The 18896-nt window shown below is 41.4% G+C and carries 16 protein-coding genes and 1 rRNA gene; 16 read left to right on the top strand and 1 reads right to left on the bottom strand.

Annotation, left to right across the window (positions count from 1 at the left end; all coding sequences use genetic code 11):
• Nucleotides 1–20: 20 nt before the first annotated feature.
• The 9 genes from purE to OCV60_RS04750 all read left to right on the top strand — a co-directional run bounded on the left by purE (nt 21) and on the right by OCV60_RS04750 (nt 8281).
• On the top strand, nt 21–509 hold the full coding sequence (gene purE / locus OCV60_RS04790) for a 5-(carboxyamino)imidazole ribonucleotide mutase (RefSeq protein WP_021944038.1): 489 nt from the start codon (nt 21–23) through the stop codon (nt 507–509).
• A 132-nt stretch (nt 510–641) separates the two neighbouring features.
• Nucleotides 642–1607, top strand: a complete 966-nt coding sequence (locus OCV60_RS04785) for a Rossmann-like and DUF2520 domain-containing protein (RefSeq protein WP_416810453.1) — start codon at nt 642–644, stop codon at nt 1605–1607.
• 116 nt (nt 1608–1723) lie between these two features.
• Nucleotides 1724–2551, top strand: a complete 828-nt coding sequence (gene panB, locus OCV60_RS04780; protein ID WP_021944040.1) for a 3-methyl-2-oxobutanoate hydroxymethyltransferase — start codon at nt 1724–1726, stop codon at nt 2549–2551.
• A 66-nt stretch (nt 2552–2617) separates the two neighbouring features.
• Nucleotides 2618–3469: a pantoate--beta-alanine ligase gene (panC, locus tag OCV60_RS04775; protein ID WP_008403076.1), complete on the top strand. Its 852-nt coding sequence runs from the start codon at nt 2618–2620 to the stop codon at nt 3467–3469.
• A gap of 66 nt (nt 3470–3535) precedes the next feature.
• On the top strand, nt 3536–4762 hold the full coding sequence (gene coaBC, locus OCV60_RS04770) for a bifunctional phosphopantothenoylcysteine decarboxylase/phosphopantothenate--cysteine ligase CoaBC (RefSeq protein ID WP_021944041.1): 1227 nt from the start codon (nt 3536–3538) through the stop codon (nt 4760–4762).
• A 20-nt stretch (nt 4763–4782) separates the two neighbouring features.
• Nucleotides 4783–5259 (top strand): VanZ family protein, encoded by a 477-nt coding sequence (locus OCV60_RS04765; RefSeq protein WP_021944042.1) that lies wholly within the window; start codon nt 4783–4785, stop codon nt 5257–5259.
• On the top strand, nt 5246–5557 hold the full coding sequence (locus OCV60_RS04760) for a hypothetical protein (RefSeq protein ID WP_021944043.1): 312 nt from the start codon (nt 5246–5248) through the stop codon (nt 5555–5557). The genes OCV60_RS04765 and OCV60_RS04760 overlap by 14 nt, the downstream gene beginning before the upstream one ends.
• Before the next feature lie 4 nt (nt 5558–5561).
• Complete coding sequence (locus OCV60_RS04755; RefSeq protein WP_021944044.1) at nt 5562–6158, top strand: HD domain-containing protein; 597 nt, start codon at nt 5562–5564, stop codon at nt 6156–6158.
• On the top strand, nt 6155–8281 hold the full coding sequence (locus OCV60_RS04750) for an aminopeptidase (RefSeq protein WP_117823578.1): 2127 nt from the start codon (nt 6155–6157) through the stop codon (nt 8279–8281). The genes OCV60_RS04755 and OCV60_RS04750 overlap by 4 nt, the downstream gene beginning before the upstream one ends.
• A 134-nt stretch (nt 8282–8415) precedes the next feature.
• On the opposite strand, the gene OCV60_RS04745 is transcribed toward OCV60_RS04750, so the two are convergent.
• Complete coding sequence (locus tag OCV60_RS04745; protein ID WP_262529561.1) at nt 8416–10716, bottom strand: GGDEF domain-containing protein; 2301 nt, start codon at nt 10714–10716, stop codon at nt 8416–8418.
• Between the two features lie 284 nt (nt 10717–11000).
• On the opposite strand from OCV60_RS04745, the gene purM reads away from it, so the two are divergent.
• The 7 genes from purM to OCV60_RS04710 form a co-directional block, all read left to right on the top strand.
• Nucleotides 11001–12026, top strand: coding sequence for a phosphoribosylformylglycinamidine cyclo-ligase (gene purM / locus OCV60_RS04740; protein ID WP_262529559.1), 1026 nt, complete (start codon nt 11001–11003; stop codon nt 12024–12026).
• Nucleotides 12020–12646, top strand: a complete 627-nt coding sequence (purN, locus tag OCV60_RS04735; protein ID WP_118675599.1) for a phosphoribosylglycinamide formyltransferase — start codon at nt 12020–12022, stop codon at nt 12644–12646. Before purM ends, purN begins: the two co-directional genes overlap by 7 nt.
• A gap of 14 nt (nt 12647–12660) precedes the next feature.
• Complete coding sequence (gene purD, locus OCV60_RS04730) at nt 12661–13932, top strand: phosphoribosylamine--glycine ligase (RefSeq protein ID WP_117823582.1); 1272 nt, start codon at nt 12661–12663, stop codon at nt 13930–13932.
• A 135-nt stretch (nt 13933–14067) separates the two neighbouring features.
• Entirely contained in the window at nt 14068–16521 is a 2454-nt protein-coding gene (locus OCV60_RS04725; protein ID WP_262529556.1) for an ATP-dependent Clp protease ATP-binding subunit, read from the top strand.
• Nucleotides 16522–16649: 128 nt separating this feature from the next.
• Nucleotides 16650–17066 (top strand): hypothetical protein, encoded by a 417-nt coding sequence (locus OCV60_RS04720; RefSeq protein WP_021944051.1) that lies wholly within the window; start codon nt 16650–16652, stop codon nt 17064–17066.
• A gap of 8 nt (nt 17067–17074) precedes the next feature.
• Nucleotides 17075–18427 carry a DNA repair protein RadA gene (radA, locus tag OCV60_RS04715; RefSeq protein ID WP_021944052.1) on the top strand — a complete coding sequence of 451 codons (1353 nt, stop codon included), beginning with the start codon at nt 17075–17077 and terminating at the stop codon, nt 18425–18427.
• Between the two features lie 392 nt (nt 18428–18819).
• A 16S ribosomal RNA gene (locus tag OCV60_RS04710) occupies nt 18820–18896 on the top strand; the annotation flags it as partial.

Genomic DNA, 18896 nt, shown 5'->3' with positions numbered 1-18896 from the left:
AAAGAAAGAAGGATAAAAACATGAGAGTAGCGATCATTATGGGATCAACAAGTGACCTGCCAAAGGTTGAGCCTGCAATCGGCATTTTAAAGGAGTATGGAGTAGCAGTTGATGTAAGATGTCTGTCTGCACACAGAGCACATGCAGGACTTTCAGAGTTTATTGAAGAAGCAAATAATAATGGAACACAGGTTATCATTACTGCCGCAGGTATGGCAGCAGCACTTCCGGGTGTTGTAGCAAGCCAGACAGTGATCCCGGTTATCGGAGTACCAATTTCCGGTTCTGTATTAGATGGAATGGATGCACTTCTTTCTATCGTTCAGATGCCATCCGGTATCCCTGTAGCAACTGTAGCAATAAACGGAAGCAAGAATGCAGCATATCTGGCACTTCAGATCATAGGAAACAGCAATGCAGAAGTAAGAAAGAAACTTTTGGCAGAGCGTGAGTCCATGGAAGCTGCAGCCATGAAGGCGAATGCAGAGGTAATTGCAAAATATAACTAATTTTTATGTATTATAAAAATGATGATTTCCGATATGGATCTATGATCTGTATGGGAAAAACATAAGAAAAGCAGGAGAAAAAATGATGATAAATTCAGGTTCTCCTGCTTTACTTTTTACCTTGTAAATGGTATTGTAAATGGCGGATGGTATTCGAAAGAAACTATACCTGATTGTACACCACAGATAGAACAGGCGATAGCAGGTGATCATATGAGGATTGGATTTATCGGTGCAGGCAAAGTAGGCTTTACACTTGGAAAGTATCTTGAACAGAAGCTGAATAAAGAAGAGATACAAAAGAACCTTCCGGAGACAGTAACCGTATCCGGATATTACAGCAGACAGGTGGAGAGTGCAAAAGAAGCTGCAGCATTTACCAATACCGAAGCATTTGATGATTTGAAGAAGATCGTTTGCGCAAGTGACGTCCTGATGCTTACCGTTCCGGATGGAAGGATAGAAGCAGTATGGGACAGCATAAAAGCCTTTGATATCAAGGGCAAACTGATCTGTCATTGTAGTGGTGCGATGACATCTAATATTTTTTCAGGTGTAACAGAGGCAGGAGCCTTTGGTTATTCGATTCATCCTATGTATGCAATCAGTTCAACGACAAAATCCTACAGGGAAATGCAGAAATGTTTTTTTACCGTGGAAGGTGCTGAAGAGTGGGGAAATAAACTTTGCCGCTTTATTCGTCTTTTAGGAAATGACTGTGTACTTCTCTCAACAGAAAATAAAACAAAATATCATGCGGCTGCAGTATTTGCCAGCAATCTGGTGAATGGTCTGTATGGATCGGCAGTTTCATTACTGGAAGACTGCGGATTTGAAGAGAAACAGGCAGAGCAGGCACTTGTTCCGTTATTTATGGGAAATGCATCGCATATAGCAGAAGATGGCCCAGTGGCAGGTCTGACCGGACCAATCGAGAGAAATGACACAACGACAGTAAAGAAACATCTGAATGTTCTTGATGCAAATGAGAAACATATTTATATCAGCGTATCAGGAGCTGTACTTGCTTTAGCAGAGCAGAAATATCCCAACCGTGATTATTCTGAGATGAAGAAAATTCTTTCAGGACAGGAATGAGAAATGGGAATACTGCAATGCCGGGAACGATGGCAGGGAAAGCAGTAAGTTATGGCAATGCTGGATTTTGAAATGAACAAAAAATGAAATGATTTCAGAATAGGAGAATAAGACGTATGAAGAACACAACAACATCAATTATGCAGATGAAGAATTCCGGGCATAAGATTTCTATGCTGACAGCGTATGATTATACGACAGCAAGATTATTGGATGAAGCAGGAGTCAACACGATTCTTGTCGGTGATTCCCTCGGAAATGTAATCCTTGGATATGAGGATACGATCTCTGTAACCGTAGAAGACATGATCCATCATAGCGCAGCCGTTGCAAGAGGAGCCAAGAATGCACTGGTTGTAACCGATCTTCCATTTATGTCCTATCAGACCAGTGTATATGACGCAGTCGTAAATGCAGGTCGTCTGATGAAGGAAGGCAGAGCCGGAGCTGTAAAGTTAGAAGGTGGTAAAGAAGTCTGTCCACAGATTAAAGCAATCGTATCAGCAGGAATCCCTGTTGTTGCACATCTGGGACTGACTCCGCAGTCGATCAATACTTTTGGTGGCTTTAAGGTTCAGGGTAAGACAGAAGCAGCAGCTAAGAAGCTGATCGAGGATGCCAAGGCAGTAGAAGAAGCAGGTGCGTTTTTACTGGTGCTGGAGTGTGTCCCTGCAAAGCTTGCAAAGCTTGTAACAGAGAGCATCAACATTCCTACGATCGGAATCGGAGCAGGAGCAGGATGCGACGGACAGGTTCTTGTAATTTACGATATGCTTGGCATGTTCAGTGATTTCAAGCCGAAGTTTGTAAAGCATTTTGCTAATGCAGGAGACGTGATTCGTGAAGCAGTAAAGACTTATATAGCAGAGATTGACGATGGAACATTTCCGGCAGAAGAACACTGCTACAAAATTGATGATGAAGTAATCGATAAATTATACTAAGAGATAGAAGCTGCCTGAACCGGTAAAAACCGGGAGACAGGATCAGGAAAGGACTGGAAATCAGAAATGAAGATTTTAAAAACAGTAGATGAAGTAAGAAGTCAGGTTAAGGCATGGAAGAAAGAAGGCTTAAGTGTTGGACTTGTACCAACAATGGGATATCTCCATGAGGGACATCAGAGTCTGATCAGGAAATCCGTAGAACAGAATGACAGAACCGTTGTATCTGTATTTGTCAATCCGATGCAGTTTGGACCAACAGAGGATCTGGAGAGTTATCCAAGAGATCTTGATGCAGATGCAAAGTTATGCGAGACAACAGGTGCAGATGTGATTTTTCATCCGGAACCGGAAGAAATGTATAAGCCGGGATTTTGTTCTTATGTCAATATGACAGGGCTTCCGGATGCATTATGCGGACTGACTCGTCCGGTACATTTCAAAGGTGTATGTACAGTTGTAAATAAATTGTTCAATATCGTTCAGCCGGATCGTGCTTATTTTGGTCAGAAGGATGCACAGCAGCTTGCGATCATCATGCGTATGGTTACAGATCTGAACATGGATATTGAGATTGTTGGATGTCCGATCATCCGTGAGGCAGATGGTCTTGCCAAGAGTTCCAGAAATATTTATCTGAAGCCGGAAGAACGTCAGGCAGCAGTTGTACTGAGCAAGTCAGTTAAGCTTGGACAGAAAATGATCGAAGATGGTGAGCGAGATGCGAAGAAGATTGTAGCAGCAATGAAAGACCTGATCGGATCAGAGCCACTTGCAGATATTGATTATGTTGAGATGGTGGATATGGATACCATGAAGTCAATCGATATAGTAGAGGGACATGTCCTTTGTGCTATGGCAGTCAGATTTGGCAAGGCAAGATTGATCGATAACTTTATCCTTGATATGAACAAATAACAGCCGGATCAGCATTCGTTCCGGACAGAATGATTTTCAATGATACGATGCAGAATGGAGAAAATGATGTTAAAGAATAAGACCGTTGTTTTAGGTGTAACAGGAAGTATAGCAGCATATAAGATGGCAAATGTTGCCAGTATGCTTGTAAAACTGCATGCAGATGTAAATGTCATCATGACAGAAAATGCGACCAATTTTATCAATCCGATCACATTTGAGACCTTAACAGGAAATAAGTGTCTGGTGGATACCTTTGACCGTAATTTTCAGTTTAACGTAGAACACGTTGCACTTGCAAAACGGGCAGATATCTTTATGGTTGCTCCTGCATCGGCAAATATTATTGGGAAGATTGCAGGCGGCATTGCAGATGATATGTTGAGTACTACGATCATGGCAGCAAAATGTCCGAAACTGATCGCACCTGCAATGAACACGAATATGTTAGAGAATCCGATCGTTCAGGATAACATCAGGAAATTACAGTCCTACGGCTATGAGATCATAGAGTCGGCAAGCGGATACCTTGCCTGTGGAGATACAGGCAAGGGGAAGCTTCCGAATGAACAGTTGTTAGTTGATTATATATTAAAGTATATTGCAGCAGAGAAGGATATGCAGGGAATAAAAGTACTTGTTACCGCAGGTCCTACGATGGAAGCAATCGACCCGGTTCGCTTTATTTCCAACCATTCAACCGGTAAAATGGGATATGCGATCGCCAGACAGGCGATGCTTCGTGGGGCGGATGTGACACTTGTAACAGGAAAGGTAGCGATCACGCCGCCAGAATTCGTAACAGTAGTGCCGGTTACCTCTGCACAGGATATGTATGAAGCAGTAACGGCTGCCAGTGCAGATCAGGATATCATTATCAAGGCTGCCGCCGTTGCAGATTACAAACCGGCAGAAGTATCAGATAACAAGATCAAGAAATCGGATGCTGATATGAGCATTCCACTTACAAGAACAAAAGATATTCTTGCATTCCTTGGAATGCAGAGAGAAGAGGCAAGAAAGACAGATGGGGACAGCAGACTTGCCAGACAGATTATATGCGGATTTTCGATGGAGACACAGAATCTGCTGGAGAATTCCAGAAAGAAACTGGAAAAGAAGAAGATCGATATAGTCGCAGCAAATAACTTAAAGACAGCGGGAGCTGGATTTGGAACAGATACCAATGTGCTGACATTGATCACACAGGATGAAGATATTGAATTGCCACAGATGAGTAAAGAGGAGTGTGCAGACAGACTTCTTACCCAGTTAATAAAAATGAGGAAATAATATTAACCTGGAGGCTGGCGTTGAGCATAGAAAATAAGAAAAAGCTGCGGGTGTTATGCCTGGTGCTATTCATTTTATACAGTATATCCATTGTTTATTTCCTGATATTCAGCGATATGTTTGGAAGGGGACATGGATATGAAGAGATGCGGTACAATCTGACACCGTTTCTCGAGATTAAGCGTTTCGTAAAGTACAGAAGTTATATGACGAACACAAGCGTGATGTTGAATCTGGTTGGAAATGTTCTTGCTTTTGTACCATTTGGAATGTTGATCCGTTGGGTCAGAGGTAAAAAGACCGGATTTTTTACAGCGACTCTGGCGGCATTTGCGTTTTCGTTAAGTATTGAACTGGTACAGTTGATAACAAAACTTGGGGTGTTTGATGTTGATGATATTATCATGAATACCTTTGGCGGCATGCTTGGATATATCATATATTATATTCTGGCACGATTTGACAGAAAAAGGAGAAAAAAGATTGAAAAACAGTGATTTCAGGGTTTCTCCACCCGGAAGTTCAGGAGATACGATCATTTCATATATATTGGGAATTTTGGGCGGAATCTTTATAATACTTTCCGTGATCAAATCCATTATATCAAGAGGTACGGTAGAACGTATCTATGGGGTATTGATGATCAGTGCATTTTTGATGGCATTTACCGGAATTGTATTCGGCGTGATCGGGTATCATGCAGAAGAAGGTGGGGTTACATCTAAGAAAATGGCGGTTTATCTGAATATCATAGTTTTTATTATATCAGGCATCTTTTTTATGAAGGGAATATAAGAGTGTGGATGAGAGACTGAAGAAACAACTGGATTTTATACTGGAGGTTGACAAGAGCAAATTTGTAGTCAGACAGACGTATCTGACAGATGGAATCAGAAAAGAAGATGATGCAGAACATTCCTGGCATATTGCACTTATGGCAATCTTACTGGCGGAATATTCAAATGAACCGGTTGACGTATTAAGAGTGGTTTCCATGCTGCTGGTTCATGATCTGATCGAGATAGATGCAGGTGATACATATGCATATGATAAAAATGCAAATGCAACAAAAAGAGAACGGGAATTAAAGGCTGCTGACCGGATATTTAATATCCTGCCGGAAGATCAGGCGAAGAAGCTTCGTGGACTCTGGGATGAATTTGAGGAGTATCAGACGCCGGAAGCCAAATTTGCACATGTAATGGATAATCTGGCGCCGGTTATGTTAAGTGATGCCGTTGGAGGAAAAAGCTGGAAAGAGCATGGCGTTTTCGAGAACCAGGTGTATGGTAGAAACAAGCGGACACCAGAGGGATCAGAGACGTTATATCAGGTGATTGATGAGGTGTTCCGGAAGAACATTCAACTTGGAAACATAAAGGGAGACAATAAATGACATATTATAAGGATATAACAGCAGAATATGAAGATATCGAAGATCGTTACGAACTGATGGTTGAGCGGATCCGTTCGATCACAAAAGAAGAAACAGTGGACATGCGGTATCGGGATTATTTTGTAAGAACTGGAGAATTTTTACTGCAGTTAGATAAAGTGATCGAAAAGGTAAAAAGTGGGATGTCCATTTCGGAGAGCTGTACAGCGGGAGAATTACAGCAGATAAATGCAGCACTTTATCAGGATGTTATGCCTGAAAATTACGAAACGAGTTATTGCAACTATGAATACACCAGACAGATGTTTGGTGAGAAAATAGCAGAGGACGAGATTGAAGACATAGACAAGCGGGAATATTTATTTGCTGACTATCTGACATTTCTTTGTTATGAATTCCATGGACTGATCGCGGCAGCATTTGAAGGAAGAGTTGTAGACCTTACTGTATGGTTTGAATTGTTTGTGGAGGTATATGGGATCTTTGAGGATTTTCCATCTGTTAAAGCAGTAAAAGATGCCATTTATTATTTTGAACATGATTATGCGGAGTTCTTCATGGATTATCGTGTGCGTGAGAAGATGGATCCGATTCTTTCCTTTGCGACAGATATTGTCATGGAATGTGAAGACGGAGATAACAGCTATTTATATGAATATGGCGAATACATCGGAAAGAATGAATTGGAAACGGAAGCGTTTCTTCGCAGGATGTCATCAGAAAAAGTGGCGTCGATTGCCCGGACTTATACAGAAGGGTTTCGACAGGGCTTTGTAGCGGCCGGAATTGATATGTCAAAAAAGAAGCATGTAAATATCCGGTATTCGATTGGTATGGAGCGCATCGTAAAAGCTGCAATCCTCCAGTTCCGTGATATGGGGCTGGAACCGTTATGCTTCCGTTATGATACCAACCGGATCAATCGGATCAGAATGAACCGGATTGGTTATGTAGGTACTCCGGTAAATAAGCAGATGGATTACGATCATCAGATGGATCAGGCGTTATTCCTTGATCGTAAGCTGATGGAACGAAAGTTAGAGATAATGCGTGGCGCTTATGAGAAATACAGATATGAGGCGTCTGTATATGCAGGACCGGCGTGTATCGAGATCTTTGGTGAGACACCGTTTGAACCGGTAAGCAAGCCGGGACAGCTTACGCTTAGCAAGAAGCAGCAGGAGCTTGGTGTGGAATATACCAATGAACTGTCACAGATCGTGAATGAATATATACCGGGGGATGAGTACAGCTTTACGATCATCGCATATCCAATGCCGGAGATCGGAGATGATTATGAAGAAATATTTGAACAGATCATCCGGATCAACAATCTGGAAAGTGATGTATACCGTCCGGTTCACCAGATGATCATCGATGAGCTGGATCAGGCAGAATGGGTACATGTGATTGGACAGAATGGTAATCAGACTGATATGAAGGTATCGATGCATGTGTTAGAGCGCCCGGAGACAGAGACAAATTTTGAGAACTGTCTGGCGGATGTGAATATTCCTCTTGGCGAGGTTTTTACATCGCCGAAGCTTACCGGAACGCATGGAGTTTTAAATGTGAGTGAGGTCTATCTGAATGATCTGAAATATGTTGATCTCAAGCTGACCTTTGAAGATGGAAAGATCAAAACTTACACCTGTAAGAACTTTGACAGAGAAGAAGATAATGTAAAATTTGTAAAGGATAATCTTTTGGGCGGACGGGATACACTGCCGATCGGAGAGTTTGCGATCGGAACGAATACGACCGCATATGTACTTGCAAATAAATATAACATGGTATATAAATTGCCGATACTGATCGTAGAGAAGATGGGACCGCATTTTGCAGTCGGTGATACCTGCTATAGCTGGAGCGAAGAAAATATCCTTCATAATCCGGACGGCAAGGAAATCGTTGCAAAGGATAATGAGTGCTCGATCCTTCGAAAGACGGATATCAGCAAGGCGTATTTCAACTGCCATACCGATATTACGATACCATATGATGAGATCGGAGGCATTTATTCGGTTCATGCAGATGGAACCAAAGTTGCCATTATCGAAAATGGCAGATTTGTTCTTCCGGGAACAGAGATGTTAAATGAGCCGTTTAAAGAGGCAAAATAAAAAATAAACCATATAAATGAGAGTGGATTCATCATCCTGAACATGGGAGAGAAACTATCATTTATATGGTTTATTTTATTTCACAGCGTTTATCTGTGCTTTTATAAAGAAGTTAGTATTCGTATCGTATTTTATTATTTTAAAACAGACATTCGCTTATATCGTTTATTTGAATACAGTGCGCTGTCTGCCTGGCTTAACAGATCCTCAATCTTGATATTCGGATCGCAGGAAAATTCCGATACACCGACACTCATTTCGATATAATATGGTTTGCCACAGGTTTCATTTAATTCATTGGACAATTCCTGAATCCTTGCCTGTACAGTCTTAGGAAAATCAAGATCATCAATGAAAGCAAAACATACAAACTCATCACCGCCGATTCGACCGACAATGTCACTCGCCCGGAAACTTGTCATCAGGATATTTGCAATATTCTTTAAAGCAAAATCTCCATCGTTGTGTCCGAATTTATCGTTTACGATCTTTAAGCTATCCATGTCTGCAAACAGTAGCATTGCCTTACGTCCATGATTGGCAGGTTTATTGATCAGGTATTCTACTTTTTCCATTAATCCACGTCTGTTATTGACGCCGGTCAGTTCATCGGAGGTAGACAGGTGATTTAACAGCTCATTTTTTTCATGGATCTCATTTAAGGACATTACTAATTGTTCTTTTGTCTGGATCTGTTCTTTTAAAAGTGATAAATATTTAAAAGAAGCCCCAAGATGAAGAGAAGTTGTATAAATGTGTCCAAAGTGATCTACATCTGTATTACATACAAACAGACCATGATGTTGTTCATTTGTAAAAATAGGAACAATAACAGCGGTAAATCTATCTTCAAACCCGGTATATTCATTGTCAAAGATATCGGTAGATGCAATACGACGTGTTTCACCTGATAAAACAGCTGTATGTTTTGGATTGTAAAAAGCTTGAAGATACAAAGTATCCGGCGTTTTCCAGCTTCCGTCCGGTTGAATGGCGACGGGTTCATCATACGCATATAAATAAGATGCTGCAAATCCAAGGTCTTTTAATTTAGCAAGCATAGATGAAAAGGTTTTTGCTGTATCGGTTCCATATGTAAGAGTATCTCTTGTAATATAGATTGAAGACCATGATCCCGTTTTGCTGTCATGTTCCTGTTGGTACAAAGAAGTTGACAAAAACTGTGCGATAGCACTTGTAATATGAGAATTTAGCCGATAGTATTCAGACCGTTTATCCGGATCGTTGATTAATGCTATGATGACACCGGAAAAACAACGGAATGAAAATGCAATATTGGTTACTGAAAAGAAACTTGTGACAGGAGATGACAATAATGACATCAGTTTGTCTACAATCAGATTCTTTGGATATGGTTTTGCCTTTGGTAAAACAGCAATTTCTATTATATCCTTCCAGATGCTGTTGATCTGATCAAGAACAATCGTACCAAAAAAGCTGTTTTTAATGTTGCCTAAAATAGAATCATCACAGTATTCCAGAATATCTGTTACAGTAGAGGAATTGTCAATCGGCATATGTTCGGTATTTTCATGCAGACTGCACCCACATGATAATCGTTTTACAAAGTGGGAATCCAAGACAGAAGAACAGAATTCGCCTGCCTTAATATCCTGAATGATCTTGCCAACGGCACGATAGCCCAATGCAGGGGTGTTCGCGTTTACGGTTGTAAGGGGTGGAACCATAGTTACGGAACCGTGAGAGTTGTCAAAACCGATTACACTGATATCAGCTCCGATTCGGATGTTACGGCTTTTCAATTCCTGATAGCCGCCGATAGCCATCTGATCGTTAGAGAAAATAATTGCATCAGCATCCGGATTATCATCAAGCAGTTTGCCGACAATCTCACGACTGTATTCAGAATAATCACCGTATACGATCATATCTTCGGTGACCGGTATGTTGTGAGCTTTCATTGTAGTTCGGTATACATTCAAACGTTCCAGAGCATCTTCATTTGTCTTTCTTCCGGCAACAAAACAGATATGCTTTCGGTTGTGATGAATAATCAGATGTTCAATGGCATCTCGAAGACCGGCAGTACTGTCGGTCTGTAAACAAGGATAACCTGAAACCTTAGATTCCAGAGTAAGAATCGGAATATCTTTAAAAGTATCCAAAAATGCTTCAATACTTTTTTGTGATATAAAAGATGCGATCGTGCCAACGGACACGATCAGGGCATCCAGATTTTCTTTTTTAGCATAATAAAAAACAGAGTTGTACTGATAATCATAAATTTCGTTTTCAGGATCGTTAAATGAAGCATTTAAAAACATGCCCGGAAAGACGATAAGATTCACGTCTAGCTCTTTCGCTGCGTATTCAGCTCCTTTACATATTTCATTTGCATATTCATTGTCGAGATGACATATGAATAATCCGATGTTTAATCTATTATTTGTCATACAACTACCTCTTGTTAACGAAAAAAACAGTTACTCTGCATATAACATTATATTACCATAAATGGGAATCATTATCAAATTATATTTGATATTTATATAGTATTTTTCAAAAAAAAGAAACACGCTTTGCTGACGAACAAAATTGTGCCGAACAGAGACCTGTTTTGGGCTGGTATATTTGTGAGAATGGCTTCTTTACAAACAGAAATTAATCCCGTATAATTTATAAGAATCAATTGGCATGAAAATGCACTTTATAATGGATAAAACAGGAGGATTTTACAATGGATTACAAGAATGCCGGCGTTGATATTGAGGCAGGATATAAGTCAGTAGAACTTATGAAGAAGCACATCAAGACAACCATGAGACCAGAGGTATTAGGTGGTATCGGAGGTTTTGCTGGTGCGTTCAGTCTTGCAAAGATCAAAGAGATGAAAGAGCCTGTATTACTGTCTGGAACAGATGGATGCGGTACAAAAGTACAGCTTGCATATATCATGGATAAGCACGATACGATCGGAATCGATGCTGTGGCTATGTGTGTGAATGATATTGCATGTTCTGGTGGAGAACCTCTTTTCTTCCTGGATTATATAGCATGTGGTAAGAATTATCCGGAAAAGATCGCTACGATTGTAAGTGGTGTTGCAGAAGGCTGTAACCAGTCCGGCGCAGCTTTAGTTGGCGGCGAGACAGCAGAGCATCCGGGACTTATGCCGGAGAATGAGTATGACCTTGCAGGATTTGCTGTTGGTGTCGTAGAGAAGGATGAACTTATCACAGGAGAGAATATCAAAGCCGGAGATACATTGATCGGTATCGCTTCCAGCGGTGTACACAGCAATGGTTTCTCATTGGTTCGTAAAGTATTTGATATGACAAAGGAATCTCTGGATACATATTATGATGAACTCGGAACAACACTTGGCGAAGCACTTCTTGCTCCGACAAGAATTTATGTAAAAGCATTAAAGGCAGTAAAGGATGCCGGTGTAATGATTAAGGGTTGCAGCCATATTACAGGCGGTGGTTTCTATGAGAACATTCCAAGAATGCTTCCTGACGGAGCTCGTGCACAGGTGAAGAAGGACTCATATGAAGTGCCTGCTATATTCAAGCTCCTTGCAAAGAAGGGTGATATAGATGAGCATATGATGTACAACACATATAACATGGGCGTTGGTATGTGCCTTGCAATAGATCCTGCAGATGCAGATAAGACAATAGCAGCTATAGAGAGTGCCGGAGATAAGGCATTTGTTCTCGGTACAGTAGTAGCCGGTGAAAAGGGAGTAGATTTATGCTAAGAATAGCAGTTCTGGTTTCCGGTGGCGGTACGAACTTGCAGGCGATCATTGATGCGATCGCAGCAGGAAAGATCACAGACACCGAGATCGCAGCAGTTATCAGTAATAATAAAAATGCCTATGCACTGGAACGTGCAAAACAGGCAGGTATAAAAGATATCGTAGTATCACCAAAGGATTTTGAAACAAGAGAAGTATTTAATGAGAACCTGTTGAAGACTTTACAGGAAGTGAATCCGGATCTGATCGTACTTGCGGGATACCTTGTAGTTATTCCGGAGAGCGTGATCGATGCATTTGAGAATCGGATTATCAATATCCATCCTTCTCTGATCCCTGCTTTTTGCGGCACAGGCTATTATGGACTCAAGGTTCATGAGGCAGCGTTAAAAAGAGGTGTAAAAGTAGTAGGTGCTACGGTGCATTTTGTAGATAAAGGAACCGATACCGGTCCGATCATTATGCAGAAAGCGGTTGCGGTACAAAACGGAGATACTCCGAAGGTGCTTCAGCAGAGAGTCATGGAGCAGGCAGAGTGGAATATTCTACCTGCTGCTATTGATAAGATTGCACATGGAAAGGTTCGGATCGAAGACGGTATAACAGTTGTGGAAGACTGACAGGAGGAAAACAAATGAAGATTTTAGTTGTAGGTGGCGGCGGAAGAGAGCATGCTATTATTACAAGTATTGCAAAGAGCAGTAAAGTAACAAAAATCTATTGTGCACCGGGAAATGCAGGTATTGCAGAATTGGCAGAATGTGTGGATATCGGTGTTATGGAATTTGATAAACTGGTTGATTTCGCAAAGAAGGAAGCAGTTGATCTTGCAGTTGTAGCTCCGGATGACCCGTTGGTTGCCGGTGCAGTTGATGCATTTGAAGCAGCGGGCATCCGCGCATTCGGCCCTCGAGCAAATGCAGCGATCATCGAAGGCTCAAAGGCATTTTCCAAGGATCTTATGAAAAAATACAATATACCTACAGCCGCATATGAGAATTTTACAGATGCAGAATCAGCACTTGCATATCTTGAAACGGCAAGCTTCCCGATCGTATTAAAAGCAGATGGACTGGCACTTGGTAAAGGTGTTCTGATCTGTAAGGATCTGGAAGAAGCAAAAGCCGGTGTAAAAGAGATCATGCTGGATAAGCATTTTGGAAATGCGGGAAATACTATGGTTATCGAGGAATTCATGACAGGACGTGAGGTGTCTGTTCTTGCATTCTGTGATGGTACAACGATCAAACCTATGACTTCCGCACAGGATCATAAGCGTGCACAGGACGGTGATCAAGGATTGAATACCGGTGGAATGGGAACATTTTCACCAAGCCCATTTTATACAGATGAGATCGCAGATTATTGCATGGAGAATATATACAAGCCTACAATGGCAGCCATGAAGGCAGAGAAAAGAGAATTCAAGGGTGTATTATTCTGCGGACTTATGATCACGCCACAGGGCGTAAAGGTACTGGAATATAATGCAAGATTTGGAGATCCGGAGGCGCAGGTTGTTCTTCCTAGAATGAAGAATGATATCATTGATGTATTTGAGGCGTGTATTGACGGAACTCTGGATCAGGTAGAACTTGAATTTGAAGACAACGCTGCTGTATGTGTAGTACTTGCATCTGACGGTTATCCGGTTTCCTATAAGAAAGGATATCCGATCTCAGGTCTAGAGACATTCAAAGACAAGGACGGATACTATGTATTCCATGCCGGAACTAAGTTTGAAGACGGCAAAGTTGTAACAAATGGCGGTCGTGTACTTGGAGTAACAGCTACAGGAAAGGATCTTCATGAAGCCCGTGCAAATGCATACAAGGCAACCGAGTGGATCACATTTGAGAATAAATATATGCGTCATGATATCGGTAAAGCGATTGATGAGTGTTAATTATTATTGAAAGATATACGAAAGAAAAAAGTCTCTGGGGAACATACTAATATATGGGAGCCGGGGACTTTTGTATCATAACAGAAGATAGTAGGCAGAAAATGTCATATACTATGAAAAAAGAGGTGACATAATTTGAAACTTCCGAACAGTGAAAAATTACAGGAAATATTAAAAGAAGCCAAACGGATATCCAAGAAGCTGGGGCAGAACTATATAGGAAGTGAACATCTGTTGATGGCACTTACCTTTGTCAGTGATACGGCACCGTTTGTTGTTTTACAGGAAAATGGAGTAACGATACAGTCGATCATTAATATCTTAAGCCAGATACCATTAGCCGGAGGAACCTTTGGCGCAGAGAAAAGCAAATATACAAAATCCGCAGAGTCGATCCTGGAGCTTGCGGGAAATGAAGCAAAACGTCTGGAAAGTACAGAGGTAGGAAGTGAGCATCTTCTGATTGCCATTTTGAAGCATCTGGATTGTACGGCGGTAAAAATCATACTGTCATTAAAGGCAAATATACAGAAAATATATGTAGATATCATGTCTGCATGTGGAGTGGATGGCAGTACGGCAAAGAAAGAATTTGTAAGTCTGAAAAAGGGAAAGAATAAATCCAAGGCATCGGCAACACCGACGTTGGATCAGTTCTCCAGAGATATGACGATGGATGCCCGTATGGGAAATCTAGATCCGGTTATAGGCAGAGAGAAAGAGATAGAGCGTGTGCTTCAGATTTTAAGCAGACGTATGAAGAACAACCCATGTATGGTTGGAGAACCGGGTGTAGGTAAGACTGCGGTAGCAGAGGGGATTGCTTACCTGATCGCTGCAGGAGATGTGCCGGATACAGTACGGGATAAGCGACTGTTGTCGCTAGATTTATCCAGTATGGTAGCGGGTTCCAAGTACCGTGGAGAATTTGAGGAACGGATCAAGAAGGTGATCGCAGAGGTAAAAAATGCCGGAAACGTCATTCTGTTTGTGGATGAGCTTCATACGATCATCGGAGCCGGTGGAGCAGAGGGAGCAATCGATGCATCTAATATCTTAAAACCATCCTTATCGCGCGGAGAGATCCAGATGATCGGAGCGACGACGCGTGCAGAATACAGAAAATATATAGAAAAGGATGCAGCGTTGGAGCGAAGATTTCAGCCGGTCTATGTGGAAGAGCCGACCAATGAAGAAACAGTAGAGATCTTAAAGGGACTTCGCTCTGCATACGAGGAACATCATCATGTAGAGATCAGTGATCAGGCACTGGAAGCAGCGGTATCATTATCGGTTCGATATATCAGTGATCGTTTCCTGCCGGATAAAGCCATTGATCTGATGGATGAAGCCTGTTCCAGAAAACGTCTGGGATTCGGAAAGAAAGCAAAGAAGACTCTGCCGTTGGAACTTGAGATACAGGTGCTTTCCGATGATATTGAGAACCTTTTAGAGGCTGGAGATATTGATGAAGCGGCAGAACTGTTAAAGAAACAGAGGAAACTGGAAGCAAAGCTTGATAAAACGAAGCAGAATAAAAATGTGAAAAATGTTGTAGTAGATGCAGAGGATATTGCGGATGTTGTATCTGTATGGACGAAGATTCCGGTAAATAAACTGACCGAACAGGAATCCAAACGTCTGGAACGTCTGGAAGAGGAGCTGCATAAGAGAGTTGTCGGTCAGAATGAAGCGGTTGATGCGGTGGCAAGGGCTATCAAGAGAAGCCGTGTAGGCTTAAAAGATCCAAAACGTCCGGTTGGTTCGTTTTTATTCCTTGGGCCTACCGGTGTAGGTAAGACTGAATTGTCGAAAGCTCTTGCAGAAGCAGTATTTGGCAGCGAGGAAGCGCTGATCCGTGTCGATATGTCAGAGTACATGGAGAAACACAGTGTGTCGAAGCTGATCGGCTCACCCCCGGGCTATGTTGGTTTTGAGGAAGGAGGACAGTTGAGCGAGAAAGTCCGTTCCAATCCATATTCTGTTATTCTGTTTGATGAGATAGAAAAGGCACACAGTGACGTGTTTAATATATTATTACAGGTATTGGATGATGGACATATCACAGATTCTCAGGGCAGAAAAGTAGACTTTAAGAACACGATCATAATCATGACATCAAATACCGGTGCACAGAGGATCATTGATCCGAAGAAGCTTGGATTTGTTACCGCGTCAAATGCAGATACAGAGCACGAAGATATGAAGAAGAATGTTATGGATGAGGTAAAACAGAACTTCAAGCCGGAGTTCTTGAACCGTATTGACGACATTATCGTATTCCGTGCACTGACAGAGGATGATGTAAGAAATATTTCGAATCTTCTATTAAAAGAATTAAAGCAACGTGTTGCATCACAGATGGAGATTCAGTTGAAGTTTGGAGATGCAGTTAAGAAACTGATCTTTGAGAAAGGCTACGATAAGAAATACGGAGCAAGACCGTTGAAACGTGCGATTCAGACGAATATAGAAGATGAGCTTGCAGAAGCAGTCTTAAAAGGTGAGATCAAACGGGGAGATACCGTTCAGGTGACTGTGCGCAACGATAAGGTGAAGTTTGTAGTAAAAAATGAACCTGAAAAGTAGTTGCTTCCAATTCTATAAAATAATTGTGAACTGATTATATTTGGTGTGGCAAAAGCCGGAGCATTATTGTATAATCAGATTATAAAAGTGCCGGGTAAGGCATGAGTATAATGTACAGGAGGATAAAAATGTCAGTAATCAACGATTTAATTAACATAGAGTCCGATTCACTGGATTTCGGAAATTATGAATTAGCAACAAAGACAAAGAAAGATGGTATTGAATATAAAGGTGATATCTATAAGATCAAGACTTTCAATGAGATCACCAAACTTGAGAAGAATGGTATGTTTGTATATGAATCAGTACCGGGTACAGCGGTACATGGCTTCCGTTCATCAGAAGAAGATGTATCGTTTATAGTAGAAGGAACAGAGACCTCATCTATTACACTGGAGCTGGAACCGGAAACAGATTACAAGATTCATATTGATGATATATATGTAGGAAAGAATAAAACAAATCTCGGTGGTAAGTTAAGCATCAGTGTAGATCTTGAACCGGGCAGAGAAGTAAAAGTAGACGTCAGAAAAGCATTTGACTAGGAGTTTATATGGCAAAAGAAAAACAGATCTTTTTTTGCCGGGAATGTGGATTTGAGTCAGCAAAATGGATGGGACAGTGTCCGGGTTGCAGATCCTGGAATACGTTCTGTGAAGAAAAAGTAACGGTAGGCGCCAGAAAACAGTCCGGAGGACGGACTGCTGTGGTGCCTACAAGTATTTTAGAAGTAAAAACGGCTGATGAGACAAGATTTTCCACAGGACTGGAAGAATTGAACAGAGTACTTGGAGGAGGAATCGTAAACGGTTCTCTTGTTTTGGTAGGGGGAGATCCCGGTATCGGTAAGTCAACGATCCTGCTTCAGATGTGCAGAAATCTATCAGCAGATGGTCATAAGATCCTTTATGTTTCAGGTGAGGAATCTTTGTCGCAGATCAAGATGCGCGCGGAACGAATTGGTACATTTCAGAAGGATATGCTGCTTTTGTGTGTAAATAATCTGGAAGATGTAGAAGAATATGTCAAGAAGGACAAACCGAAGGTTATTGTTATCGACTCGATCCAGACAATAGTAGTAGAAGATATTGCTTCGGCGCCGGGAAGCGTATCTCAGGTAAAAGAGGTAACAGCACGTTTGATGCAGATGGCAAAACAGATGGATATAGCGATCTTTATCGTTGGACATGTTACGAAGGAAGGAACGGTAGCAGGTCCGAGAAATCTGGAACATATGGTAGATACGGTGTTGTACTTTGAAGGCGATCGTAATGCAGGTTTCCGTATTCTTCGTGCGGTAAAGAACCGATTTGGCTCAACAAATGAGATTGGTGTATTTGAAATGCTTGAAACCGGCTTGTCAGAGGTGAATAATCCATCAAAGGTTATGCTGGCAGGCAGACCGCTTCAGACATCCGGTTCGGTTGTAGTATGTTCTTTAGAAGGAACCAGACCGATCCTGCTGGAGATCCAGGCACTGGTCTGCCAGACCAGCTTTAATCTGCCGAGACGTACAACAGTTGGTTTGGACTATAATCGTGTGAACCTTCTTCTTGCGGTACTTGAAAAGAGAGCGGGAATGGTGTTATCAGGAAGTGATGCATATGTCAATATAGCCGGTGGTATGCGGCTTGATGATCCGGCAGCAGATCTTGGAATTGTATTTGCACTTGTTTCCAGTTTTCGTAATCGTCCATTGGATGAGAGTATGGTCGTATTCGGTGAAGTAGGACTTTCAGGAGAAGTCCGTGGCGTATCCGCAGCAGAGCAGCGTGTAAGAGAAGCGGTAAAAATGGGATTCCAGACATGTATTATGCCAAAGACAAATGCAGAGCATCTTAAGAGTATAGAGGGCATAAAAGTAGTAGGAGTATCGAATATCAGTCAGGCGTTAGAGTACATATAAGATTGTATTTATTTTAATACAATTTTTGTCAAAAAAAGTGTTGACATCTGACGTCTGATTTAGTATTATATCAACTGTTCGCGGTACGAAACACCGAACGAACAAAGATCACAACTTACATATTTCATGATGATTCTCATCTGGAAAGCATGCAGAACATCAAAAAAGAAATTAAAAAAGTTGTTGACAAAGAACACTGAATGTGATAACATATAGAAGTTGTCGCTGATGAGTTCGACAACAAAGAACCTTGGAAAATTAACAACATGACAACCCTGAAATTCCAAATAAAGAATTTCAAAAAGAACGTAACAGACGCAAGTCTGATACAAACCAAGAACAGTAAAGGGTATAGATAATGACCAGAGTCATATCTGAACCCGGGACAAATTTTTAATGAGAGTTTGATCCTGGCTCAGGATGAACGCTGGCGGCGTGCTTAACACATGCAAGTCGAACGAGAGAAGAT

The organism is Coprococcus ammoniilyticus (assembly GCF_025567345.1).
Taxonomy (GTDB): Bacteria; Bacillota; Clostridia; order Lachnospirales; family Lachnospiraceae; genus Coprococcus; species Coprococcus ammoniilyticus.
The sequence above is the reverse complement of the archived record's forward strand: the minus strand, read 5'-3'. Positions and strand labels throughout refer to the sequence as shown.